The organism is Streptomyces sp. NPDC003300 (genome assembly GCF_040610915.1).
Lineage (GTDB): Bacteria > Actinomycetota > Actinomycetes > Streptomycetales > Streptomycetaceae > Actinacidiphila.
Genome location: NZ_JBEXNE010000005.1, coordinates 74432 through 96848 on the forward strand (window position 1 = coordinate 74432; position 22417 = coordinate 96848).

Sequence of the window (22417 nt, forward strand, 5' to 3'; positions counted from 1 at the left end):
CGACCATAGGTTCGTCTGATGAGATGCTTCCCGTGACGGTTCGCCGAGCAGAATGGCCGGGAATGAATGTGCTCACACGAGGGACGCGGCGGCGGCCCTTCCTGGTGAACGCCCTGGCAGGCGCGCTCGTGGGCGCCCTGCTGCTGCCGCTGGCCGCGTGCTCCTCCGGAGGCCAGGAGCGCATCGACGACTCCGGCAATCCCTCACAGTCCACGCCTTCCGGAACATCCGCCGCAGACGCCGTGACGCGCACCAAAACCCTGAGCAAGGCGGAGTATCTGCATCCGAAAGGCGTCTATTTCGGCGTCGCGACATTCCACGCACCGGCATGGGCGACCACCGCGGCCGTGACCGTGGCGTCGGGGCGTCACCCGCGAATGCTGGAGTACTACCAGGGCTGGAACGAGGATTTCTCCGCCGCCGACGCCGAACTCAGTTACAAACAGGGCGCGGTGCCCTTGCTCACCTGGGAGCCGTTCGCCAAGTCACGGGCCGCCGACCAGCCGGAGTACTCACTGAAGAAGATCGCGTCGGGGTCGTTCGACCCCTATGTGATCCGATTCGCACGCCAGGTCAAAGCGGCGGGACAGCCGATCGCCCTGCGCTTCGCGCACGAGATGAACGGCGACTGGTACCCCTGGTCCGAGAAGAACAGCGGCAACTCGCGGGGCGACTACGTGAAGGCGTGGCGGCACATCCACGACCTCTTCCAGGCCGTGGGCGCGACCGAGGTGATCTGGGTCTGGAGCCCGAACGCGCTCCGCGGCGCCCGCGGCGTCCCGCTCAAGCCGCTCTACCCCGGCGACAGTTACGTCGACTGGATCGGTGTCGACGGCTACGGCTTCGGCGAGAAGACGGCCACCGAGGTGATCCAGCCCACGGTGGACGAGATCACGAAGTTCTCGCACAAGCCGATCCTGCTGAGCGAGACCGGCAGTTCACCGGGACCGCAGCAACCCGGCTGGACCGCCGACCTCTTCCGCTGGATCAAGCGGACGCCCAATGTGATCGGCTTCGTGTGGTTCCAGCACAGCGTGGACGAAGGCGGCCAGTACGACTACCGCTTCGACGTCAATCCGCAGACCAAGGCCGCATTCCGGAAGGGACTTGATTCCCTCACCCTGAGCCCGTGGCCGGTCACTCCCGATGCGCCCCAATAAGGGGAGAAGACACCCCGCGTACATGTCTGACGCTATGATTCACCGAAATGAGTGACGGGAAAGGCGAACTCCTCCGGCCATGAGTACTCCCACGGGGCCCCCGGAAGATCCTCGCATACCGCACCAGAACGGTGCCGTACCGCAGGTCGACCAGCAGCAGACGCCACCTGCGCGGCAGACACCGCCCGTACAACCGGCGCAGCGGACGCAACCGGCGCGACCGGCACAACCGGCACAACCGGGCTACGGCTTCCCCCCGACCCAGTTCTCGCAGCCGGTCCATCAGGGCTCTCCGTACGAGATCAGGCCCGGGGTTCCGCAGATCCCGCATCCGCAGCCGTATGTGCCCAACCCCAACGAGCCCGACTGGTCGGCGCTCGCGGACCAGCACGTCGCCGAGCAGCGGGCGCGCAAGAAGCGGATGCTGATCATCGCTGTCTCCGCCGTCGTGGTCCTCGCGCTGGCGGGCGGCGCCGCGCTGTTCCTGATGGGCGGGTCCAAGAAGGACGGCGACACCGTCGCCAAGGACGACAAGGACAAGCAGACGACCGCGCCGGCCGTCCAGCCGAGCGATGTCGCCAGCGATTCGCCGAGCACGGAACCGACCGGATCGCCGAGTGGATCACCGAGCGGATCACCGAGCGCCACCTCGACGCCCACGATGCAGGGCAAGGACCTCTTCTCCGACACGTCCACGCGGGTCAACGGCCAGACCTTCACGCGCAAGACCACCAGCCACGAAGCGCCGTGCTGGAAGGCCACCCGCAGCGGTCTCGGGCCGACGCTCGGGCCGAACAAGTGCGCCCAGGTCGTGCTCGCCACCTACACCTCGGCGAAGTCGTCGGTGACCGTCGGCGTGATGGTCTTCCCCAGCGCCAAGGAGGCGAACGCGGTGAACAGCGCCTTCAAGGGCGAACTGATCCCGCTCACCAACAAGTCGGGTATCCCGAACTTCTGCGAGAAGGTCGCGTGCGCGGTGACCCACGCCGTCCACGACCGCTACCTCTACACGACGATCGCCGGTCCCAACAACGGCACCGCGGGCGTCAAGGACGACGACGCGATCGCCGCCGGCCAGGGCATCGCCGGCTACACCCTGACCCGGCTGACCGAACTGGACTGACCGAACTGGACTGACCCGCAGGGGTCGTTGACGCCACGCGACCGCGCCTTGTGAGCCCGTGACCCGTAACAGGGTCACGGGCTCACGTCGGTTCTTCGCCGATGCGGCGCAACAGGGCGAGGAGGGTGGCGCGTTCGGTGTCGTCGAGGGCGGAGAAGGCGGAGGAGAGGACGTCGTCGGCGATGCGGTGGCCGGCGGAGAGGAGGGCTTCGCCGGCGGGGGTGAGGTGGTGTTCGATGCGGCGACCACGGCCGGGGCGGCGGTCGATGAGGTGGCGGTCGGCGAGGCGGGTGGCGAGAGTGCCGAAGGACTGCTCGGTCTGGAAGGTCGCGGCGGCGAGGTCGCGGGCCGAGGCGCCGGGCGTGCGGGCGACGGCGCGCAGGGCGTCCCACTGGGCGAGGGTGGTGCCGACGGTGGCCAGGCGACTGTCGAGGGCGCGGTGCTGGCGGTACTGCGCCTGCTTGACGGCTCGTCCGAGGAGCTGGAGTTCAACGGGCATGGGCACAGCCTAACACTCCGACTAAGCTTGCTTATATAAATATCCTTAGTTACAGTCGACGGTATGACGACCCCATCGCAGCTCACCGTTGCCGAGACCGGCCCCGCCGACGCGGAGACCGATGCCGCCACCGCCCGCCCCGTACTGCTGCTGCACGGCGGCGGAGGCCCCTTCACCGTCGCGGGCCTCGGCGCCCACCTCGCCCGTACCGCGCGTGTCCTCACCCCGACCCTCCCCGGCTGGGACGGCACGCCCCGGCCCGAGGCGTACGACGGTGTGGACGACCTCGCCGTGGCGTACCTGGAGCTGCTTCGGGAGCGCGGGCTGCGTGACGTCCTGGTGATCGGCTCCTCGCTCGGCGGCTGGATCGCGGCCGAGATGGCGGTACGGGACGGCGCGGGCCTGATCACCGGGCTCGTCCTGATCGACGCGGCCGGAGTGCTGGTCGAGGGCGAGCCGATGACGGACTTCTTCGCGCTCGACGCGCGGGGCGTGGCCGAGCGCTCCTTCCACGACCCCGACCGCTTCTTCGTGGACCCCGCCACCCTCCCGGCCGGTCAACTGGCCGCGCGCCAGGCGAACATGGCCACCATGCGGATCATCGCGGGCGACCCGTACATGCACACGCCCGGCCTGCGCGAACGGCTCGCCGACGTCCGCGTCCCGACCCTCGTCCTCTGGGGCGAGAGCGACCGCGTCTTCACACCGGGGTACGGGGCCGCGTACGCCGCCGCCTTCGCCGACGCGCGCTTCGAGGTCGTCCCGAAGGCGGGCCACCTCCCGCAGATCGAGCAGCCGGAGGCGACCTTCGCGGCGATCGACGCCTACCGCGCCCGCTAGGACCCGGCACCCGGCAGAAGAACCGCCCGGGGCCGCGCCCCAAAACCATCGGCGAACCCCCACGGCAGAGGAACCGTCCTCGCGGCGCGGGGGAGGGTCACTCGTCCACGACGACGACCCGCAGGAGCGAGAGGCGGGCCTCGTCCGCGAGGACGTGAATTTCGGCGACGCGCCCGGATGGGCTGACGGTGAGGGCGAAGACGGCGCGGGCCCGGCCGTCGTGGATCCAGGCGAGCTGGGGGACCCCGTCGACGAGGACGCGGCGAGCCCCCTTGGCCCGGGTGAGGAAGGTGGTGGCGACGGCGGCGGCGCCGCGGACGGAGGTGGCGCCGGAGAGGGCGGCGGCGGGATCGGCCCGGAGCACGACATCGGGGTCGAGGAGTTCGAGGAGCGCCTCGAAGTCCCCGCCGCGGGAGGCCGCGAGGAAGGCGTCGACCACGGCGCGGCGCCGTACCGCGGAGCGCTCCTCGTCGACGACGGCGACCCCCTGCACCCGGCGCCGGGCGCGACTGGCGAGCTGACGGGTGGCCGCGGGCGAGCGCTCCACGATCGGCGCGATCTCGTCGAAGGGAACGGCGAACATGTCGTGCAGGACGAAGGCGAGCCGTTCCGCGGGACCGAGCGTGTCGAGGACGACGAGCAGGGCGAGCCCGACCGAATCGGCGAGCAGCGCCTGCTGCTCCGGGTCGGTGTCCTCGGCCGCGGCGGCGCGCGTGACCGGGCCTCCCGAGGGCGTCTCCAGCGGCTCCTCGCGGCGGCTGCCGCGCGAGCGCAGCATGCTCAGCGACACCCGGGCCACCACCGTGGTCAGCCACCCGGCGAGATTGTCGACCTCGTCGGCGTCGATCCTGCTCAGCCGCAGCCAGGTCTCCTGCACCGCGTCGTCCGCCTCGCCGGTGGAGCCGAGCACCCGGTACGCCACCGCGCGCAACCGGCCGCGCTGCTCCTCGAAACGCGCCGCCAGGAACTCGTGCTCGTCCATCGGGCCACCCACCTCCGTCACCTCGTCGTCGTGGCAGTGACCCGCCGGACGGGCCCGATGTGACACCTGGCGGTACCGCCACGCACCGTACAGACGCTTTTACTGGGCGGAACGGCCCCCTGCCGTCACCCGGAAGAGTGGTCTCGGTGCCCGTACGGAGGACGGGACCAATCCGGATGAGCCGCCGCCACGAACCTGTCGCAGGAGTGCCCTCACAAGAGCGGGCACCGTGAGAGATGGGGCGTGATGGGCGTAGAGCGCATCGACACCCGGCTGCTCGAAGAACTGACGGAGCAGTCACAAGACCTGAACAGTGACGCCTTGCGGATCACCGCGAGCGCGCTGGACGACTTCCGCGCGGCGGCACAGCCCGCGCCGGCGTCCTCGCGCCGCTGGTGGCACCGCGGCGGAGCGGTCGCCGGAGTGGCGGGCGCCGCCGCTCTGCTGCACACCTCGCGGGTCGCCGCGGCCTCCTCCAGCGACGACATCATGGCGCTGCAGACGGCGGCGTCGATCGAGAACCTGGCGATCAGCGTCTACCAGACGGCCGCGGGACTGCCGTTCATCAAGGACGGCAACAAGACGATCGCGGCGTTCATCGCCAAGACGACCACGCAGCACCAGGCGCACGCGAAGGCGTTCAACTCCGCCGCCACCCAGGCGGGCGGCAAGGCGCAGGACCAGCCGGACCCGAAGTACGCGGCCGTGGTCAAGCAGGCGCTGCCGTCGATCAAGACCCCCGCGGACGTCGTGAAGCTGGCGATCACGCTGGAGGACGTCGCGGCCCAGACGTACACGAAGAACGTCAGCCAGGTCAGCAACGGCGACCTGCGCAAGCTCTTCGCCTCCGTCGCGCCCGTCGAGGCCCAGCACCGCGCGACGCTGCTGGCCGTACAGGCGCTGCTCGCCGGGAACATGGGCGACCTGATCGCCATCCCGACGGACGTCGCCAAGCTGCCCGCCGCGGCAGGCAGCGTCGGCTTCCCCAACGCCTTCTACCCGACCAAGAACGCTTCACCGATCTCTGAGGGGGCCGTGAAGTGACCACCGCACGCGACGGCTGGGAGCTGCAGATCAGCGAGCGCGAGCTCGCCCGTCTCACCCAGGACATGGAAGAGGCCCACCGCGACACGCTGCCCGCGATGCGTGCGGCGGCCGCGGACCTCGCAGCGGAACAGCGCGACAAGGCACAAAGCGACCGGCGCGGCGGGGTGGCCGACGCCTCCCGGCGGCGTTTCCTGCTCGGCGCCGGCGGGGTGGCGGCGGCGTTCGCGCTCGCGGCGTGCTCCAGCAGCGACAAGAAGACCTCCGCGGACTCCGCGACCGGTGCGCCCGGCGGCTCGCCGACCGCCTCGGCGTCGGCGTCCGGGAGCAGCCAGTACACCGGTGACCTGAAGGTCGTCGCGCTGGCGACGGCGCTGGAGAACCAGGCCGTCGGCGCCTACAAGGCGACGCTGGAGGCGGCCAAGGCGGGCAAGCTCGGTACGGTGCCGCCGGCCGTCGCCACCTTCGTGACGACCGCGATGGCTCAGCACGCGGACCACGCGAAGGCGTGGAACGCGGTACTCACGGGTGCGGGCAAGCCCGCCATCACCAATGTGCCGCTGTCCAACCAGGCCGCCACCCTCAAGGCGCTCGGCGAGGCGAAGACCTACGGCGCCGTCGCCAAGCTGGCCCTGCAACTGGAGGACCAGGCCGCGCAGACGTATCTCTTCGCGACCTACAACGTCACCAGCCCCGCCGGGATCGCGACCGCCGCCACCATCGCGCCGGTCGAGGCGCAGCACGCCGCGATCCTCAACTTCGTCCTGGGCCAGTACCCGGTCCCCGACGACTTCCTGCCCGTGGACAAGGCGGCCAGCCCGACCCTGCTCACCGTCTGACCCCACCTGTACGGGACGGCCCGCACCCCCACACGGGCCGTCCCGTGCCTCGCCCGAATTCCGAAGGGAAAAGCCCGAGTTGATCGCCACCCGGCTCCACGCACGCACCGCTCCCGTCCCCGTACGCGTGCCTTCGCGCGTCCCCGTACGCGTACGCCGTGCGCCGTTGCTGGCCGCCGCCTGCGCCGCGCTGGCCCTGACCGGTTGCTCCAGCTCGGGTTCGAGCGGCGGTAGCGGTACGAGTACGTCGGCGGCTGCCACGTCGGCGTCCTCGTCCGCGTCGAGTTCCGCGTCGAGTTCCGCGTCGGCCTCCAGCGGCGGTGGCGCGGACACCATCGTCATCCAGAACTTCGCCTTCACGCCCGCGTCGCTGACGGTCGCGGCCGGCGCCACCGTGACGGTCACCAACAAGGACTCGACGGCGCACACGGTCACCTCGGTCAAGAGCGGCCAGTTCAACACCAACGACATCGCGCCGGGCAAGACGGTGACCTTCAAGGCCCCCTCGGCCAAGGGCACGTACGACTACATCTGCACGATCCACCAGTTCATGAAGGGCACGCTCACCGTGAACTGACGCGCCGTCGGATCACCGCGCGTTCCGCTCCCCCCACCGTGGCCGTACGACCGGTACGCGCCGTACGAGGAAACGAGGATCCGTCATGCCGTCAGCCGGGGTCAGCTCCACCGGCCGAGCGCTCGACCTGGCGGCACGCCTCGTCGCCGCCGCCGGGCTCGCCGTGGACGCCTATGTGCACGCCAAGCTCGCCGACCAGTACGACGCGGTGTCCGCCGACATCAGCCAGGGCACGCTCTTCCGGATCGAGGCGGGCATGGCGTCGTTCGCGGCCCTGCTCATCCTGGTCTGGCGCCGCCCGCTCAGCGCCGCCCTGGCCTGGCTGGTCGCCGCGGGCGGCCTCTTCGCCCTGATGCTCTACCGCTATGTGGACGTCGGCGCGCACGGCCCGTTCCCCAACATGTACGAGCCGGTCTGGTTCTACGACAAGAAGCTCGCCGTGTGGTCCCAGATCGTCACGATCGTCATGGCGACCGGCCTGCTCATCCACTGGTACGTCACCCGCGTCACCCGCCGCCGCGACGCGTCCACGCTGCGCTAGGAACACCTCCCAACGACGAACTGCCCGATCCGGCCGGTGCGGCCGGGTCGGGCAGTTCGCTGTGCGGTGCGGTGGAGCAGATCAGCCGTGGGGGGCGGATCAGCCGTTGTGCACGCCGTTGCCGGACAGGACCGGGATCTGGTCCAGGATGTGCGAGGCGGGCTCGTCACCCTTGATCTGGCTGCTGTTCTCGGCGCACTGCTGGTTCTGCGGGGAGGCCAGGACGTTGATGTCCTGGACCGTGACCGGCACGAGGCCCACGAGGGAGCCGACGTTGGCCTTGACCGGGACGCCGAGGCAGGGCTTGTTCAGGGTGCCCTGGACGAGGCCGATCTGCGGGCTCTGGGTGCCGCCGGTGTGGGTGTTGCCGTAGCTCTGCTCGGCGCCGTTGCCGTTCACCGTGGTCGTGCCCTGGTCGTCGCCGAGGGCCATGGCCTGCGGGGCGGCGGTGACGCCGACAGCAACAACCGAGGCGGCGAGCGCAGCGCCGGCCAGCATCTTCTTGATCATCTGAAATCCCTTTTTGGTGCTCGATTGCACGGTTCTGGAGCGATCTGATCAACCGCTCACGTGGGGTTTGGTTCCGGCGATTCACTCCGATGGCGGAGTGCTGCCGCGAGGATGGCCGAAGCCGACGCGCGGCAGGTGGGGGAGGCGGGGCCGGGTCAGCGGCCGAGCGGGAGTCCGCCCAGCAGCGAGGCACCGGGCACCGCACCGGTCACGGTGGAGGTGGCGGCATCCTTGGTGGCGGAGGTGGCCTGGCCGAGGAGCGCGTCGGTCGAGGTCTCACCGCGCAGGCGGTCGGCGGCGGCGCTGACCGTCCGGAGCGCGGAGTCGACCTTGAGGCCGTCACTGAGCTGCTGCAGCGGCTGCTCGTTCAGGGCCTGCTCGACACCGCCGTTGATGCTGGTGGGCATCGTGGCCGCGGTGGGCATCTCGGGCGCCGTCATACCGTCGGCGAAGGCAGGCGCGGCGACGCCGACCGCCATCATCGATCCGGCCACGACTGCTGCGACCTTCGAGTACTTCATTGCCACCCTTTCAGTGCCGGTGTCTGTCGGCATGGTCAACGACCGCGGATAGCAACGGAAACGAGGAGTAAACCGGCCTCTCGACAATCACCCGAACGTGAGAGCCGCCTCGCCCAATTCTCGTATTAATTCCGTTGCCCAGGGTTACGAATACGTGCGGCGAATACGGGCCATGGAGGCCGCGTGGGCGCCCGACGCGGCGTGCGCGCCGTGGGCGGCGGCGTGCGCGACCCGCGGTCCGCGCCCGCGGCGGTAGAGCATGGCGCCGCCGAGCAGCAGCGCGGCGCTGGTCGCCCCGGCCGCCCCGAACTCGCCGCCGGCGACGCCGGTCTCGGCGAGCGACTGCTGGTCAACCCCGTCCAGGACGGCGGGGACCGCGTGGTTCGGCTCGGGAGCCGGCGGAAGCCTCCGGACGTCGACCGTCGGATCGGTGTGCACCGAACTGGTGTCGGTGCCGGTGACCGCGTGCGCGCCCGTGCCGTCGTTGTCGCAGGAATTCCCGGACACCGCATTCAGCAGCGCCAGGGGGTCCACGGTGTTTCCGCACACATTGAGCGGAACGTCGACCGGAATTTGCACCGAGTTCCCTGAGGCCACGCCCGCGGAGCCCTGGGTGCCCGACGAATGGGCGGAGGAGGGGGCGCCGGGAGCGGTGTGGTGGTGGGAATGCGATTCGTTGGAGCAGTGGTTGCCCAGCGCGGCGTTGTCGGCTCCCACGACGTTCACGCTGTTCCCGCACGCGTTCAGCGGGACGTCGACCGGTGCCTCGACGCTGTTGCCCGACAGCAGGCCGGGTGAGTTGGACGCACCGCCCTGCGCGTCGGAATCCGCGTTCGCGTACCCCCCGGTGGCCGCGAGGATGCTGCTGGCGGCGGCGACGGTGAGCAGGCTCCGGCTCAAGATGTGTCGCATCGACTTCTTTTCTCCGCTCGGTTCTTCGGCTGCGCCGAATACGTCCCGCGGCCGTCCCGTGCCCATCCCGTAAGACGGACCGCCCCGGAGCGCGACGCACACGCTCCGGGGCGGTCCGGGATCAGAACCTGACGGCCTGACAGGACGACGTCACTTCACTTCGTCACTTGTTGACGCAGGTGTTGCCGAACGCGGGGTTCAGCAGACCGATGACGTTGACGGTGTTGCCGCACACGTTCACGGGGATGTGAATCGGCACCTGGATGCTGTTGCCGGACAGGACGCCCGGGGAGTGCGAGGTGATGCCACTGGCGTCGGAGTCGGCGAACGCGGGGGCCGCGACACCCACAGCCATGAGCGTTCCGGCAGCGACCGCCGCGACCTTCGAGTACTTCACGTTGAGCTCCCTTTCCGGAGCGGTGTCTGGCACCAGCACGTCCTTCGTACGGGCCGGACACAGGAAATCCGCGTCCGTGAACACCACTACCGACCGGGCTAACGACGGGTGCCGACCGTAAGCAACTCCCCAGCGTGCGGCGCCTTCCATCATCCACTCGAATGGCTCGGCTTTTTCCGCCCGGAGCGGAAACCCCGAGGCGGAAGGCGCGGGACGGAAGGCGCGGGACGGAAACCCGGAGCAGAATCCCGGCGCGGAAAACGCGTACGGCCCCGGCCGTCGACGGAAAGTCGACGGCCGGGGCCGTACGGAGCCAGGGGAATGGCTCAGTGGTTGGCGGCACCGTTGCCGGACAGCACCGGGATGTTGTCCAGGATGTGCGACAGCGGCTCGTCGCCCTTGGCCTGGGTGGAGTTCTCGGTGCACTGCTGGTTCTGCGGCGACGACAGGACGTTGATGTCCTGGACGGTGACCGGCACGACGCCGACCAGCGAGCCGACGTTGCCCTTGAGCGGCAGCGCGAGGCAGGGCTTGTTGAGCGAGCCCTGGACCAGCGCGAACGACGGGCTCATGTAACCGCTGGTGTACGTGTTGCCGTAGCTCTGCTCGGAACCGTTGCCGTTGGCGGTGGTGGTTCCGTGGTCGTCACCGATGGCCATCGCGGAGGGGGCCACCGACGCCGAGACGCCCGCGATGGAGACGGCGACGGCGGCCGTGGCGAGGAACTTCTTGATCACGGTTGGTCCTTCTTGGGTGAGATTGCCCTGTACATGGGTCTACATGGGTCGCACTGACCAACCGGCTCCCAGGCGATTAGTAATGATGTTTCACCCGAATGGATAGAACCCCCGGAGGCCGGGCGCCAGGGCGTATCGGAAGGGTGACGGCGGTGACGTGGGTTGACGTCTCGTCAATACCGGTCATGTGATCGTCATAAGACATTCGTCCTGCTCGGCGGGCCGCGCGCCTTACGTGAATCGTGCGCCGAGGTCTGCGACCGTGCATTCCTGTTTCACGAGGATTACCTGACAGGCACGGGATTCGTTGACTCCACGCAGCCCGCTCGAACGCGCGGGCGCGCACATGACACGCAGCAAACCCATCGGCTTCTCCTCGGCCCCGGTCGGTCCACCGGAGACGGTCACGGAGATGGTCACGGACAGAGAGACGGCGCGCGATGCCGCAACACCAGTACGAACTCGCCGGGCTGACGGTGCTCCATGTGACCCAGCCCGTCGAGGGCGGAGTCGCCCGCGTCGTCACGGACCTGGTCCGGGCCCAGCTCGACGGCGGTACGCGCGCGGTGGTGGCCTGTCCGCCGCACGGCGCGCTCCCCGAAGCCGTCACGGCGGCCGGCGGCCACGTCGTACGGTGGCCGGCCGGCCGCTCGCCGGGGCCCGGCCTGCCGCGCGAGATCCGTACCGTCGCCCGGCTGATCCGCGCCGTCCGCCCCGACCTGCTGCACGTCCACAGCGCCAAGGCCGGGCTCGCGGTACGACTGGCCGTACGCGGCGGCCTGCCGACCGTCTTCCAGCCGCACGCCTGGTCGTTCGACGCCGTCACGGGACCGACCGCGCGGGCCGCGCTGCGCTGGGAGCGGTACGCCGCCCGCTGGGCCGACCGGGTGCTGTGCGTCAGCGACGCGGAGCGGCGCGCGGGACAGGACGCGGGGGTACGGGGTACGTGGGCGGTCGTGCCGAACGGCGTGGATCTCACGCACTTCACGCCCACGGCGGACGTCGGTTCGGCGCGGGCCGCGCTGCCCGCGCTGTCGGACCTCGGGCCCGACACCCCGCTGGTCGTGTGCGTCGGCAGGCTCTGCACGCAGAAGGGCCAGGACGTGCTGCTCAGGGCGTGGCCCCGGGTCAGCGAGCGGCTGCCGGACGCCCGTCTCGTGCTCGTCGGCGAAGGCCCCGCGCTGCGGCCGCTGCTGCGGGACGCGCCGCCCGGTGTGCTGTTCGCCGGGAGCACTGTGGACACCGCGCCCTGGTACCGCGCGGCCGACGTCGTCGTCCTGCCGTCCCGCTGGGAGGGGATGGCGCTCGCGCCCCTGGAGGCGATGGCCTGCGGACGGCCGGTCGTCCAGACCGACGTCAGCGGCGCCCGCGAGAGCGTGCCGCCCGCCGACGCCGCCGGTTCCGTCGTCCCGGTCGAGGACGAACGCGCCCTCGCCGACGCCTTGCTGAGGCTCCTCACCGATCCGGTACGGCGCGGCGACGCCGGTCGCCGCGCGCTCGCGCACGTCCGCGAACGGCACGACGTACGAAGAACCGCTGCCGCCGTCGCCGACCTCTACCGCGACGTCCTCGCGCTGCCCCAGCCGGGCCGCCCCACCGAGAGGGTCACCCGATGACGTGGGAGAGCGCGCGCGTGCCGCCGCCCACCCCCACCGGCCGCCCCCTCCCCTCAGGAGGCCGCCCCGCCGACCGCGCACCCGCGCCGGGGGGCCGTACGCCCGACCGCGGAGGCAGTACGCCCGACCGCGCGCCCACGTCCGGAGGCCGTGCAGCCACACCGGGGGCCCGTACGGCCGACCGCGAACCCACGTCCGGAGGCCGTACGCCCGACCGCGAACCCACGTCCGGAGGCGGTACGCCCGACCGCGCGCCCGCGTCGGGAAGCCGCCCCGCCGACCGCGCACCCGCACCCGGGGCCCGTACGGCCGACCGTGCAGCCGCACCCGGGGCCCGTACGGCCGACCGCGCGCCCGCGAGCGGGGGCCGTGGCGAGCGCGTGCTAGGCGTCGTCGGCCAGGCTGCGGAGAACACCACGGCGACGCCCGGCCAGGGCGGTGACCGCGCCCAAGGGGGCGGGCCCGAACCGGCGCCCGCGCGCGCCGCCGGCCGCAGGCTCAGCTTCGCGCTCGCCCCGGCCTCCGACACCGCGTCCAGCACGCCCCCGAGGTGGGGCGGCGACCGCAGCCTCCGCTTCACCCTCGGCCCACGCCCCGAGTCCACGACCCCCGCGACTGCCACCCGCGCCCCGGAACGCCCCCGCGCCGTCACGCGCGGCCAGGAGCCGGAAGCCGCTGCGGGCCCGGCGCCCGGGCGGGCCGTCGACCGGGGGGTCGGTGTCGCGCTGGATACGGGGCCCGGGACCGGCTCAGCCGGGCGGGGCAACGGGCAGGCGGCTGAGGCGTCCTCGGCCGGGCGGGTGCTCGGGGTGGTCGTGGGGCAGGGCGGTGACGGCGGAGGGCGGGCTCCCGTGTTGGCGTCGCGGCAGACGCCCGCGTCGGCACCGCGGCAGACGCCCGCGACGGTGTCCCGACCGCGACATCGGGCGTTTCGGCAGCGGGTGGCGGGGCCGCTGGTGGCGGCGGACTGCGCGGCGGCGCTGATGGGCGCGTTCGCGGTGCGGGCGGATGTGGGGCCGCTGCTGCTGGCGCCGCTGCTCGGGTGCCTGGTCCCGGCGCTGCGCAGGGCGCGGCTGTACCGGCCGGGGTTCGCGCCGACGGCGTCGGACGAGGTCCCGGCGCTGGCGCTGTGCGCGACGCTGGCGTGGGGCCTGGTGGCCGTGACGGCCGCGGCGACCGCGCCCGAAAGCGCCCTCGGATGGGGCGAGTTGCTGACGGCGCTCGTGCTGACCGTGCTCGGCCAGTGGGTGCTGCGCGGGGTCGTGCACGGCGCGCGGCGCCGGTACGCGCGGCTGCACCCCGGATCGACGCTGATCGTGGGCGGCGACGGGTCCGTACGCGAGGTCGCCGCCGTGCTGCACGCGCATCCCGAGTACGGGATGCACCCGGTGGGCATCGCGGCCACCGGCCAGGTGCCGGGGCAAGAGCAGGGCCCGGGGCCCGGACACGGCACCGCGCCCGACGACTTCCCGCTGCCGGTGCTGACCGGCCACGGCGACATCACGCGCGCGGTGATCCAGAACTCGGTGCGGTACGCGGTCGTCGCGGGACCGCAGCCGCTCGACGCGCGTACGACCGCGACGGTACGGCTGCTGGCCGCGCAGGGCGCCTGCGTGTGGCAGGTCACCGCGGGTCCCGGCCCCGGCGGCGGCCAGGCGGCCCCCGGCCACCTGTGGGGCTTCGCGTGCCGCCGCCTCGACCCGTATCCGCCCGCGCCGCCCGGCCGTTGGGGCAAGCGCGCCCTCGACATCGTGCTCGCCTCGGCCGCCCTGCTGGCGCTCGCGCCGGTCCTCGCGGGCTGCGGCCTCGCGGTACGGCTGACCGACGGCCCCGGTGTGCTGTTCCGGCAGGAGCGCATCGGCCTGGGCGGACGCCCGTTCACGCTCCTGAAGTTCCGTACGCTGCGGCCGGCCGACCCCGGCGAGTCCGCGACGCGCTGGAGCATCGCGCACGACCGCAGGGTGAGCCCGGTCGGCCGACTGCTGCGGCGCACCTCGCTCGACGAGCTGCCGCAGTTCTGGAACGTGCTGCGCGGCGACATGAGCCTGGTCGGTCCGCGCCCCGAACGCCCGTATTTCGTCGAGCAGTTCAGCCAGACCCACCCCGGCTACCAGGACCGGCACCGGATGCCGGTCGGCATCACCGGGCTCGCCCAGGTGCACGGGCTGCGCGGCGACACCTCGATCGCCGACCGCGCGCGGTTCGACAACCACTACATCGACAGCTGGTCGCTCTGGCAGGACGTCAGAATCCTCGCCCGCACGGCGACTTCGCTCTTCCGGTTCGGTGGGAGCTGAATCATGGCCACGATCGCCACGCCCGCGCCCGCGCGAAACACGGCGCCCGCGCACCGAGCCGAACCCGCCCCTCGTATCCCCCCGGGCCTCGCCCGATACCGCTGGCTGGCACCGCTGTTGCCCGCCCTGGCGACCGTGCTGCTGCTCGCGGCGCCGGTCAGCACGGGCGACGTCAGCACCTCGGGCAAGGTCACCCCGGCCGACGCCGCCTCCGCCGTACTCATCCTGACCGTCGCCGTACGGCTGCTGCGCGACCGGGCACGGCCGCTGACCGCGACCGCCGCGGTGGTGCTGGGCGCGCCCGTCGTCGGCTTCGCGCTGTCCGCGATGACCTCGGTCGACCCGGCGGCCGGACTCGCCGGATTCCTGCGCTACGCCCAGGTGTTCGTCCTGGTGCCCGCCTCGCTGGTGCTGCTGCTGCGCGACCGGCGGGACTTCGCGGTGGTGGCGGGAGCCGTCGTCGCGGTCGCCCTCGTCCAGGGCGCGATCGGCGTGTGGCAGTACGCGACCGCGACCGGCGCCTCCTACATGGGCGAGGACATCAGGGCGGTCGGCACCTTCGGCCCCTCGGACATCATGGGGATGGCGACGGTCGTCGCGTACGGCCTGGTCATCGCCACCGGCTGCGCGCTCGTACCGGCCGCGGCGGGAGCGCCCCGCTGGCTGCGCCCCGCCGCGCTGGCCTGCGCGGCGGCGCTGCTCGTACCGCTGGCGGTGTCCTTCAGCCGCGGTACGTGGATCGCCACGGCCGTCACGTGCGCGGCGATGATCGTGCTGTCGGGGCGGCGTCAGGCGCTGCGCGTCTTCGGCGTACTGACCGCCTCCGCCGTGCTGTTGGTCGGCGGGCTCGGCGTGGGCTCGCAGATGATCGGGCAGCGGGTCAGCAGCATCACGCAGGTCACCGCGGACCCGGACCCCTCGGTCACCGACCGGTACACGCTGTGGGCCGCCGCCGTCAGCATGTGGCGCCAGCACCCGGCGACCGGCGTCGGCCTCAAGCGCTTCCCCGACGAGCGCGACGGGCACGCCTCGCTCGCGCTGTCGTCGGGCAGCGACACGGCGGGGGCCGGGCAGCGCTTCACCCGTGAACCGCTGCTGTCGCCGCACAACATGTATCTGCTCGCGCTCAGCGAGCAGGGTCTGATCGGCTTCGCTCTCCTCGTCGGCGGCTGGGCCGCCTTCCTCACCCGCGGCACCGACCGTCTGCTGCGCGCCCGCCGCGCGGGCAACCGCGCACCGGGCGCCGCCGCGAGCGGACTGGCCGCCGTCGGGCTGCTGATCTGGCAGTGCGTCGACTTCCTCTACGCGGACATCGGCGGGCCCTCCACCGTGCTGACCGCGGTGCTGCTCGGCCTGACGGCCTGGTGGGCGCTGTCGCCCGCGGCGGACGCCGCTGCCGACGCGGACCTCGGCGCCGATGCCACGGACGGCCGCCGCCGATGACCGCGAGTGCGGCGACCGCCGCCCACGAGGACGACGCGCCGACCGGCCGTACGCTCCGGGTCCCGGACCCGGCTCCTGGCGACGGCAACGGCAACGGAAGCGGCACCGGCACCGGAAGCGGCGCCAGAAGCGGTGTCGACACCAGCGTCGAATCCGGCCCGAGCTCCGGTTCCGGTCCCGGCTCCGGCTCCGGTTCCGGCTCCGGTTCCGGTTCCGGTTCCGGGGGCGACCGGGGGTCGAAGGGGCTCGCGCGGGCCGCCCTGGTCACCGCCGTGCTGTCGGTGGCCGGTTCCGTGCTGGGGCTGGTGCGCGACCAGGCCATCGCCCACCTCTTCGGAGCCGGGGCGGCCAGCGACGCGTTCCTCGTGTCGTGGACGGTCCCGGAGCTGGCGGCGACCGTCCTGATCGAGGACGCGATGGCGCTGCTGCTCGTACCGGCCTTCGCCGCCGCCCTCAGCAGGCGGGCGGACGGAAGGGCGGCCGACGGCCGGGCGGCGCGGACGGGCGATCCCGTACGGGCCCTGCTGGCCGCCACTTTGCCGCGGCTGACGCTGCTGCTGGCCGCCGTCGGAGCCGCCATCGCGGTGGCCGCGCCGCTCGTGGTCGACGTGCTCGCGCCCGGACTGACCGACCACCGCCTCGCGGTGGACTGCACGCGGCTGACCGCCGTGACGGTCTTCACCTTCGGCCTCGCCGGGTACCTGAGCGCCGCGCTGCGCGCCCACCGCCGCTTCCTGCCGCCCGCCGCGATCTACGTGGCGTACAACGTCGGCATCATCGGCACGCTGTTCGCGCTGCACGCCCGCTTGGGCGCGCGGGCCGCAGCGGCCGGTGTCGCGGTCGGCGGCCTGCTGATGGTGCTCATCCAACTGCCCGCGTTTCTGGCCGAGTTGCGCGCCGGGCGGCGGACCGTACCGGCGAAGACCGCGGCCATTCCCGAACAGCCGCAGCGAGAAGGGCAGTTGAGGAACGCGGGCCGGTCCGGGCCCGAAGCGCCGTCCCTGACACGCGAATCCGCCCCGGCAGGCGGCCGAGCGAGCGCCGGAGCCCGCTCCCACCGGGCCCCGCGCGTCCGGACCGGCCCCCAACTCCCCACGCGGCCCAAGGCGTCCCGCCTCGGCCTCGCCCTGGTCGCGCCCGTCATCTTCTTCACCGTCAGCCGCCAGGCCCAGGTGCTGATCGAGCGGTTCTTCGCCGCGCCCCTGCCGTCGGGCGCGATCTCGCACCTCAACTACGCGCAGAAAGTGGCGCAGATGCCGATGGTGCTGTCGGTGATGATCTGCACGGTCACCTTCCCCGTCGTCTCGCAGGCGCTCGCCCGCGGCGACCGGGAGCGGGCCAGACGGCAGGTGCAGCGCGACCTGACGGTGGTGTGCGTCGTGGTGCTGCTCGGCACCGCCTTCATCATCGGCTGCGCCCCGCAGATCATCCAGGTGCTCTTCCAGCGCGGCGCGTTCGACGCCTCCGACACCGCGGCGACGGCCGCCGTGATGCGGGTGTACGCGCTCGGGCTGCTCGGCCAGAGCCTGGTGGGCGCGCTCATCAGGCCGTACTTCTCGGCCGCCCGGCCGACCTGGTACCCGGCCGCCGCCATGTCCGCGGGCCTGCTCGTCACGATCGGCGCCGACGCGGCGACGGTCGGCGCGTGGGGCGCGTACGGCATCGCGGCGGGCAACGCCGCCGGGATCATCGTGACCGCCGGACTGCTGGTCCGCGGCCTCGCGGCGCACACCATCGCGATCGGCGCACGCCAACTCCTCACCGGCGTAGGCCGGATCACGCTTGCCGCGGCGGTGGCCACCGTCGCCGGCTGGGGCCTCGGATCCCTGATCCCCGATCCGCTGGCCGCGACGGCGGTGTGCTGCATCGCCGTGCCCGTCACCTTCGCCGCGGCGGCCGCCGCGGTGCGGGTGCCGGAGGTTCCGCACCTGCTCGCCACAGCGAAACGAAGGCTGTCCCATGCCTAGTTCGAACGCCATGCCCGGCTCCGTGCCGGAATCCGTCCTCCGATCCGTACGCAGGCCGTCCCCCGGCCCGGCCCCCGAATCCGCGCCCGTGTCCCCCAGCGGACCGGCCTCGGTACGCACCACCGCGCGGACGACCGCGTTCCGCCCGTCGCCCGTGCGCGTCTCCGGCGCCCGCTCCGGCTCAGGACCCGTCCCAGGTCCCCGGCCCGACAGCGCCGCCGACCGGGCCCGCGCGCACAGCGCCGCGCGCAGCCGCAGGCGGCAGGCCGCGCTGCCGTGGACGCTGATGTACCACTCGGTGGGCGACTGCCGGGACGACCCGTATCTGGTGACCGTCTCGCCCGAACGGCTCGGCCGCCAACTGGAGTGGCTGCGCCGCAGGGGCCTGACCGGCGTCGGCGTCGGCGAGTTGATGCGCGCCCACGCGGCCGGACGCGCGAGCCGCATGGTCGGGCTGACCTTCGACGACGGCTACGCCGACTTCCTGGAGTACGCCGTCCCGCTGCTGCTCCGGTACGGCCACACCGCGACGGTCTTCGTGCTGCCCGGCAGGCTCGGCGGCGTCAACGCCTGGGACGAACAGGGCCCGCGCAAGCCGCTGTTGACCGCCGACGGCATCCGCGCGGCGGCGGCGGCCGGGATGGAGGTCGGCTCGCACGGCCTGCTGCACCTGGACCTCACCGCGGTCGACGAGGACGAGCTGACCGTCGAACTCACTGAGAGCCGCGAGCTGTTGCGGGAGATCACCGGCCACGAGCCCGACGGCTTCTGCTACCCGTACGGCGCGACCGACGCCCGCACGGTGGCCGCCGCCCGCAGCGCCGGTTACCGCTACGCGTGCTCGGTCGACCCCGGCCCGCTCGCCGGGACGTTCGCGCTGCCGCGCGCGTACGTCGGCCAACGGGACGCGGCGGGGCGGCTGAACGCCAAGCGGCTGCTGCACAAGCTGCGGACGGCGACGGCCGCCGGAGGGCCGCCCGCCGCGCCCGCGCCGACGCCCGTGCCGGGAGACGGGATCAGCGTCCTGCCCGGCGTGCGGGACGGCGGGCAGACCAGCGCGCGGTCCGGCCCGGGGTCCGGCCGGGGGACGGCCGCTCCGGAGGAGCCCAGGTGAGGGTCCTGCACGTCATCACCGGTCTGGGCATCGGCGGCGCGGAGCAGCAACTGCGGCTGCTCGTACGCCACTTGCCCGCCTCCTGCGAGAGCGAGGTGATCACCCTCACCAACCCCGGCCCGGTCGCGGACGCGCTGCGCGCCGACGGCGTACGCGTCACGCACCTGGGCATGACCGGCAACCGCGACCTGTCCGCGCTGCCCCGGCTCACCCGGCAGATCAGGGCAGGCCGGTACGACGTCGTGCACACCCACCTCTACCGCGCCTGCGTCTACGGCCGCCTCGCCGCGCGACTGGCCGGGGTGCGTACGGTCGTGGCCACCGAGCACTCGCTCGGCGACTCCCAGATCGAGGGCCGCCCGCTCACCCGTGGCACCCGCGCGCTGTACCGGGCCACCGAACGGCTGGGCGTGGCCACCGTCGCCGTCTCCTCGACGGTCGCGCGCAGGCTGCGCGAGTGGGGCGTGCCCGACCCGCGTATCCACCTGGTGCCCAACGGCATCGACCCGGCCCGCTTCCGTTTCGACCCGGCGGTGCGCGCCGCCGCACGGGCCCAACTCGGTCTGCCCGAGCGGGCGTTCGTCATCGGCGGGGTCGGCAGGCTCGTACCGGGCAAGAACTTCGACACCGTCATCCGCGCGCTGGCCGGTGTCCCGGACGCCCATCTCCTCGTCGCGGGCACCGGGCCCGAGCACGACGCCCTGCTGCGGCTGGCCCGTTCGACCGGCGTCGCGCCGCGCGTGCATCTGGTGGGCGCGGCGGGCGGGGAGGACGGCAGCGGTGTCATGCCCGACATGCCCGCGCTGCTGGCCGCGATGGACGTCTTCGTGTCCGCGTCGCGCGAGGAGTCCTTCGGGCTCGCCATGGTCGAGGCGCTGGCGGCCGGGCTGCCGGTGCTGCACACCGCGTGCCCCGCGATCGAGGACCTGCCGCCGGACAGCGCGCCCGGCGCCCGCCGGATCGGCACCGGCCCGCGGGACCTCGTCTCTGCGCTCCAAGCCCAACAGGGCGCGGGCGTACGGCGGTTGCCGGTGCCCGCCGCCGTCGACAGCTACCACATCGCCCACACCGCCGACCGCGTGATGCGGCTGTACGCAACGGCAACCACATCCGCATCCGCATCCGCCACCGGCGTGGGGCCGGGACAGAAGAAATGAGACCGCTCATGCAGGACACCGCAGTGCAGGAGAAGGCCGCGATCCGCGACGAGGGCCGCGCCCCCGCGGGCAGGCAGGGGCGCGGGCGCCGCGCTTCGTGGCGGACGCCGCCGCGCTGGCTGCCGCTGCCCCTGTGCCTGGGCATCGGCCTCGCGGGCGGCCTCGGTTACGGCCTGACGGCGGCCCCGCAGTACGCCGCCACCAGCTACGTCATCGTGGTGCCGCAGCACGGCGACGCGACGACCACCACCGGTTTCGCGCAGGCGTACGGGCGGGTCGTCACCGGTTCCGCGGTGCTCGCGGGAGCGCAGGCCGCGTCCGGGATGGCGGTGGACGACCTCAAGGGCAGCGTGCAGGCCGCGACCTCGCCCGACGCGCCGATGATCTCGATCACGGGGACGGCCCGGCGCGGGGCGACCGCCGCGAAGGTCGCCAACGCCGTGGCCGATTCGCTGGCCGCGACCGGCAACCGCAACGCCGGCAGCACCGGCGTCCGCCTGCTGGTCTTCTCCCCCGCCACCGCCCCGACCTCTCCCTCCTCGCCCTCCACCGCCCTGTCCGCGGCGGTCGGCGCGAGCGCGGGCGGCCTCCTCGGCGCCCTCTTCCTCCTGGTCCGCCCCCGCTCCCGCCGCGAGCCCGCCTACGGCGCCTCCCTCCCGGCCCCCACCCCGGGCCACGCCCCGACAGCGATCCCCAGGGAATCCGTATGACCACCCCCGCCTCCGCCCACCCCCGGCCCACGCCCGAGACACCCCCGAAGCCCCCGCCCGCCCCCGGGCCTGCCACAACCCCGATGGCTGCGCCCGCGCCAGCGCAGGCACCGCGAGCGACCACCGGCAGCACGGGCGGCACCGCGGCCGGACGCGTATCCGAGCCGCGAAACGCCCCCGGCGCCGACATCGGCGCACCGGACGGGCACGGGGGCGGGCTCAGGGTGGAGGTGTGCCGGGACGGCGAGGCGTTCGGGGGGATGGCCGCGCAGTGGGGGCGGTTGTACGGGCGGTGCGGGGCGGCGACGCCGTTCCAGAGTCACGCGTGGCTGTATTCGTGGTGGCTGTCGTACGGCAGGCGCGGGCGGCTGCGGGTCGTGGTGGTGCGGCGGGGCGAGGAGCTGGTCGCGGCGGCGCCGTTGATGGTGACGTACCGGCCGGTGCCGGTGCTGGTGGCGCTCGGCGGGGCGATCACGGACTACGCGGACGTGCTGGTGGACGACGCGGATCCGGCGTACGCGGCGGCGTTGACCGGGGCGCTGCGGCGGTTGGCGCGGACGGCGGTGATCGACCTGCGCGAGGTACGGCCGGGCGCGGCGGCCGAGCGGGTGTACGGCGCGTGGCGCGGCCCGCGCAAGGACCTGGAGGACTCGGTCTGCCTGGAGCTGCCTGGCCTGCCGATGGACGGCCTGATCGCGAGGGTCGGCAGCTCGCGCGGCCAGCGCATCCGCTCGCAGTTGCGCAAGCTGGACGCGGCGGGCGTCGAGGAACGCGCGGTGCCCGCGCACGAGGTGGCGCCCGCCGTCGAGACGATGCTGCGGCTGCACCTGCTCCAGTGGCAGGGCCGAGGGGTCACCCCCGAGCACGTACGCCCGCGCTTCGCCGAGCACCTGACCCGCGCCGCGCGGCTGATGGTGGCGAACGGCGACGCGGCGGTCACCGAGTTCAGCCTCGGAGGCGAGGTGGTGGCCGCGAATCTCACCGTGCTCTGCCCGAGTCTGGCGGGCGGCTACCTCTACGGCGCCCACCCGGACCTGCGCACCACCAAGGTCGACGTCACGACGCTGCTGATGCAGCACGGCGTCCGGCAGGCCCAGGACGGCGGCCGGGCCGCCCTCAGCCTGCTGCGCGGCGCGGAGCCGCACAAATTCCACTGGCGCCCCGACCACCTCGCCAACCGCCGCCTGCTGCTGACCACCCGCCCGCTGGCCGTCGTCCTCCACAGCCGCGTCGCCCTGGCCGCCGCCCGCACCCGCCTGGCCGCGACCGCCAAGCGCCGCCTGCCGGTGCTGCGCGCCTGGCGGGCCGGGCTGAACGACCGGCTCGCCAGGCGCGGCGGCAACGCTCAGGGCGCGTAAGCCGCCCTGCGTCAGGGCGCGTAAGCCGCCCTGCGGCTAGCCGGCCGGCGGCGTCGGGCTCGTCGCGGGCGCG

The 22417-nt window shown here is 73.1% G+C and carries 21 protein-coding genes and 1 pseudogene; 15 read left to right on the plus strand and 7 right to left on the minus strand.

Annotated features, from left to right (window positions below; translation table 11 throughout):
- Positions 1-62 precede the first annotated feature (62 nt).
- Together ABZX65_RS09330 and ABZX65_RS09335 are read left to right on the plus strand one after the other, a co-directional pair.
- On the plus strand, positions 63-1160 hold the full coding sequence (locus ABZX65_RS09330) for a glycosyl hydrolase (protein WP_355336488.1): 1098 nt from the start codon (positions 63-65) through the stop codon (positions 1158-1160).
- Between the two features lie 343 nt (positions 1161-1503).
- Positions 1504-2283, plus strand: a complete 780-nt coding sequence (locus ABZX65_RS09335; RefSeq protein WP_355336489.1) for a hypothetical protein — start codon at positions 1504-1506, stop codon at positions 2281-2283.
- A gap of 82 nt (positions 2284-2365) precedes the next feature.
- On the opposite strand, the gene ABZX65_RS09340 is transcribed toward ABZX65_RS09335, so the two are convergent.
- On the minus strand, positions 2366-2782 hold the full coding sequence (locus tag ABZX65_RS09340) for a MarR family winged helix-turn-helix transcriptional regulator (RefSeq protein ID WP_355336490.1): 417 nt from the start codon (positions 2780-2782) through the stop codon (positions 2366-2368).
- Between the two features lie 63 nt (positions 2783-2845).
- On the opposite strand from ABZX65_RS09340, the gene ABZX65_RS09345 reads away from it, so the two are divergent.
- Positions 2846-3622 carry an alpha/beta fold hydrolase gene (locus tag ABZX65_RS09345; protein WP_355336491.1) on the plus strand — a complete coding sequence of 259 codons (777 nt, stop codon included), beginning with the start codon at positions 2846-2848 and terminating at the stop codon, positions 3620-3622.
- Between the two features lie 97 nt (positions 3623-3719).
- On the opposite strand, the gene ABZX65_RS09350 is transcribed toward ABZX65_RS09345, so the two are convergent.
- The gene (locus ABZX65_RS09350) at positions 3720-4604 is read right to left on the minus strand and encodes a sigma-70 family RNA polymerase sigma factor (protein WP_355336492.1); all 885 of its coding nucleotides are present in this window, start codon (positions 4602-4604) and stop codon (positions 3720-3722) included.
- 246 nt (positions 4605-4850) lie between these two features.
- On the opposite strand from ABZX65_RS09350, the gene ABZX65_RS09355 reads away from it, so the two are divergent.
- The 4 genes from ABZX65_RS09355 to ABZX65_RS09370 all read left to right on the plus strand — a co-directional run bounded on the left by ABZX65_RS09355 (position 4851) and on the right by ABZX65_RS09370 (position 7605).
- A complete protein-coding gene (locus ABZX65_RS09355) occupies positions 4851-5648 on the plus strand; it encodes a ferritin-like domain-containing protein (protein ID WP_355336493.1) in 798 nt (265 codons plus the stop codon).
- Positions 5645-6487 (plus strand): ferritin-like domain-containing protein, encoded by an 843-nt coding sequence (locus tag ABZX65_RS09360; protein ID WP_355336494.1) that lies wholly within the window; start codon positions 5645-5647, stop codon positions 6485-6487. The genes ABZX65_RS09355 and ABZX65_RS09360 overlap by 4 nt, the downstream gene beginning before the upstream one ends.
- A gap of 127 nt (positions 6488-6614) precedes the next feature.
- Positions 6615-7064, plus strand: coding sequence for a cupredoxin domain-containing protein (locus tag ABZX65_RS09365; RefSeq protein WP_355336495.1), 450 nt, complete (start codon positions 6615-6617; stop codon positions 7062-7064).
- Between the two features lie 85 nt (positions 7065-7149).
- Positions 7150-7605 (plus strand): hypothetical protein, encoded by a 456-nt coding sequence (locus ABZX65_RS09370; RefSeq protein WP_355336496.1) that lies wholly within the window; start codon positions 7150-7152, stop codon positions 7603-7605.
- Positions 7606-7704: 99 nt separating this feature from the next.
- Here the strand turns inward: ABZX65_RS09370 and ABZX65_RS09375 are convergent, their stop codons facing one another.
- The 5 genes from ABZX65_RS09375 to ABZX65_RS09395 form a co-directional block, all read right to left on the minus strand.
- Positions 7705-8115, minus strand: coding sequence for a rodlin (locus ABZX65_RS09375; RefSeq protein ID WP_355336497.1), 411 nt, complete (start codon positions 8113-8115; stop codon positions 7705-7707).
- 155 nt (positions 8116-8270) lie between these two features.
- Complete coding sequence (locus ABZX65_RS09380; protein ID WP_355336498.1) at positions 8271-8636, minus strand: hypothetical protein; 366 nt, start codon at positions 8634-8636, stop codon at positions 8271-8273.
- Positions 8637-8780: 144 nt separating this feature from the next.
- Positions 8781-9548: a chaplin gene (locus ABZX65_RS09385; protein WP_355336499.1), complete on the minus strand. Its 768-nt coding sequence runs from the start codon at positions 9546-9548 to the stop codon at positions 8781-8783.
- A 163-nt stretch (positions 9549-9711) separates the two neighbouring features.
- Complete coding sequence (locus ABZX65_RS09390) at positions 9712-9945, minus strand: chaplin (RefSeq protein ID WP_355336751.1); 234 nt, start codon at positions 9943-9945, stop codon at positions 9712-9714.
- A 326-nt stretch (positions 9946-10271) separates the two neighbouring features.
- On the minus strand, positions 10272-10682 hold the full coding sequence (locus ABZX65_RS09395; RefSeq protein ID WP_355336500.1) for a rodlin: 411 nt from the start codon (positions 10680-10682) through the stop codon (positions 10272-10274).
- Between the two features lie 440 nt (positions 10683-11122).
- Between ABZX65_RS09395 and ABZX65_RS09400 the strand changes: the two genes are divergently transcribed.
- From ABZX65_RS09400 to ABZX65_RS09435, 8 genes and pseudogenes are all read left to right on the plus strand, one after another.
- Positions 11123-12298 (plus strand): glycosyltransferase, encoded by a 1176-nt coding sequence (locus ABZX65_RS09400; protein ID WP_355336501.1) that lies wholly within the window; start codon positions 11123-11125, stop codon positions 12296-12298.
- 956 nt (positions 12299-13254) lie between these two features.
- Positions 13255-14595, plus strand: coding sequence for an exopolysaccharide biosynthesis polyprenyl glycosylphosphotransferase (locus tag ABZX65_RS09405; protein ID WP_355336502.1), 1341 nt, complete (start codon positions 13255-13257; stop codon positions 14593-14595).
- Positions 14596-14598: 3 nt separating this feature from the next.
- Positions 14599-16038, plus strand: a complete 1440-nt coding sequence (locus ABZX65_RS09410; protein ID WP_355336503.1) for an O-antigen ligase family protein — start codon at positions 14599-14601, stop codon at positions 16036-16038.
- A complete protein-coding gene (locus ABZX65_RS09415; RefSeq protein WP_355336504.1) occupies positions 16035-18005 on the plus strand; it encodes a lipid II flippase MurJ in 1971 nt (656 codons plus the stop codon). Before ABZX65_RS09410 ends, ABZX65_RS09415 begins: the two co-directional genes overlap by 4 nt.
- A 286-nt stretch (positions 18006-18291) precedes the next feature.
- Positions 18292-18957: pseudogene (locus ABZX65_RS09420) on the plus strand (polysaccharide deacetylase family protein); the annotation flags it as partial.
- Positions 18958-19115: 158 nt separating this feature from the next.
- The gene (locus ABZX65_RS09425) at positions 19116-20276 is read left to right on the plus strand and encodes a glycosyltransferase (RefSeq protein ID WP_355336505.1); all 1161 of its coding nucleotides are present in this window, start codon (positions 19116-19118) and stop codon (positions 20274-20276) included.
- An 8-nt stretch (positions 20277-20284) separates the two neighbouring features.
- On the plus strand, positions 20285-20986 hold the full coding sequence (locus ABZX65_RS09430) for a lipopolysaccharide biosynthesis protein (protein WP_355336506.1): 702 nt from the start codon (positions 20285-20287) through the stop codon (positions 20984-20986).
- Between the two features lie 260 nt (positions 20987-21246).
- Positions 21247-22344, plus strand: coding sequence for a GNAT family N-acetyltransferase (locus ABZX65_RS09435; RefSeq protein WP_355336507.1), 1098 nt, complete (start codon positions 21247-21249; stop codon positions 22342-22344).
- Positions 22345-22417: the final 73 nt, after the last annotated feature.

What these genes read in the sequence shown, in the direction of transcription:
- ABZX65_RS09375 (WP_355336497.1), bottom strand. Translation starts at nt 8,115, where the DNA reads ATGATCAAGAAGATGCTGGCCGGCGCTGCGCTCGCCGCCTCGGTTGTT.
- ABZX65_RS09350 (WP_355336492.1), bottom strand. Translation starts at nt 4,604, where the DNA reads ATGGACGAGCACGAGTTCCTGGCGGCGCGTTTCGAGGAGCAGCGCGGC.
- ABZX65_RS09415 (WP_355336504.1), top strand. Translation starts at nt 16,035, where the DNA reads ATGACCGCGAGTGCGGCGACCGCCGCCCACGAGGACGACGCGCCGACC.
- ABZX65_RS09400 (WP_355336501.1), top strand. Translation starts at nt 11,123, where the DNA reads ATGCCGCAACACCAGTACGAACTCGCCGGGCTGACGGTGCTCCATGTG.
- ABZX65_RS09435 (WP_355336507.1), top strand. Translation starts at nt 21,247, where the DNA reads ATGGCCGCGCAGTGGGGGCGGTTGTACGGGCGGTGCGGGGCGGCGACG.
- ABZX65_RS09340 (WP_355336490.1), bottom strand. Translation starts at nt 2,782, where the DNA reads ATGCCCGTTGAACTCCAGCTCCTCGGACGAGCCGTCAAGCAGGCGCAG.
- ABZX65_RS09410 (WP_355336503.1), top strand. Translation starts at nt 14,599, where the DNA reads ATGGCCACGATCGCCACGCCCGCGCCCGCGCGAAACACGGCGCCCGCG.
- ABZX65_RS09370 (WP_355336496.1), top strand. Translation starts at nt 7,150, where the DNA reads ATGCCGTCAGCCGGGGTCAGCTCCACCGGCCGAGCGCTCGACCTGGCG.
- ABZX65_RS09380 (WP_355336498.1), bottom strand. Translation starts at nt 8,636, where the DNA reads ATGAAGTACTCGAAGGTCGCAGCAGTCGTGGCCGGATCGATGATGGCG.
- ABZX65_RS09330 (WP_355336488.1), top strand. Translation starts at nt 63, where the DNA reads ATGAATGTGCTCACACGAGGGACGCGGCGGCGGCCCTTCCTGGTGAAC.
- ABZX65_RS09355 (WP_355336493.1), top strand. Translation starts at nt 4,851, where the DNA reads ATGGGCGTAGAGCGCATCGACACCCGGCTGCTCGAAGAACTGACGGAG.
- ABZX65_RS09345 (WP_355336491.1), top strand. Translation starts at nt 2,846, where the DNA reads ATGACGACCCCATCGCAGCTCACCGTTGCCGAGACCGGCCCCGCCGAC.
- ABZX65_RS09385 (WP_355336499.1), bottom strand. Translation starts at nt 9,548, where the DNA reads ATGCGACACATCTTGAGCCGGAGCCTGCTCACCGTCGCCGCCGCCAGC.
- ABZX65_RS09430 (WP_355336506.1), top strand. Translation starts at nt 20,285, where the DNA reads ATGCAGGACACCGCAGTGCAGGAGAAGGCCGCGATCCGCGACGAGGGC.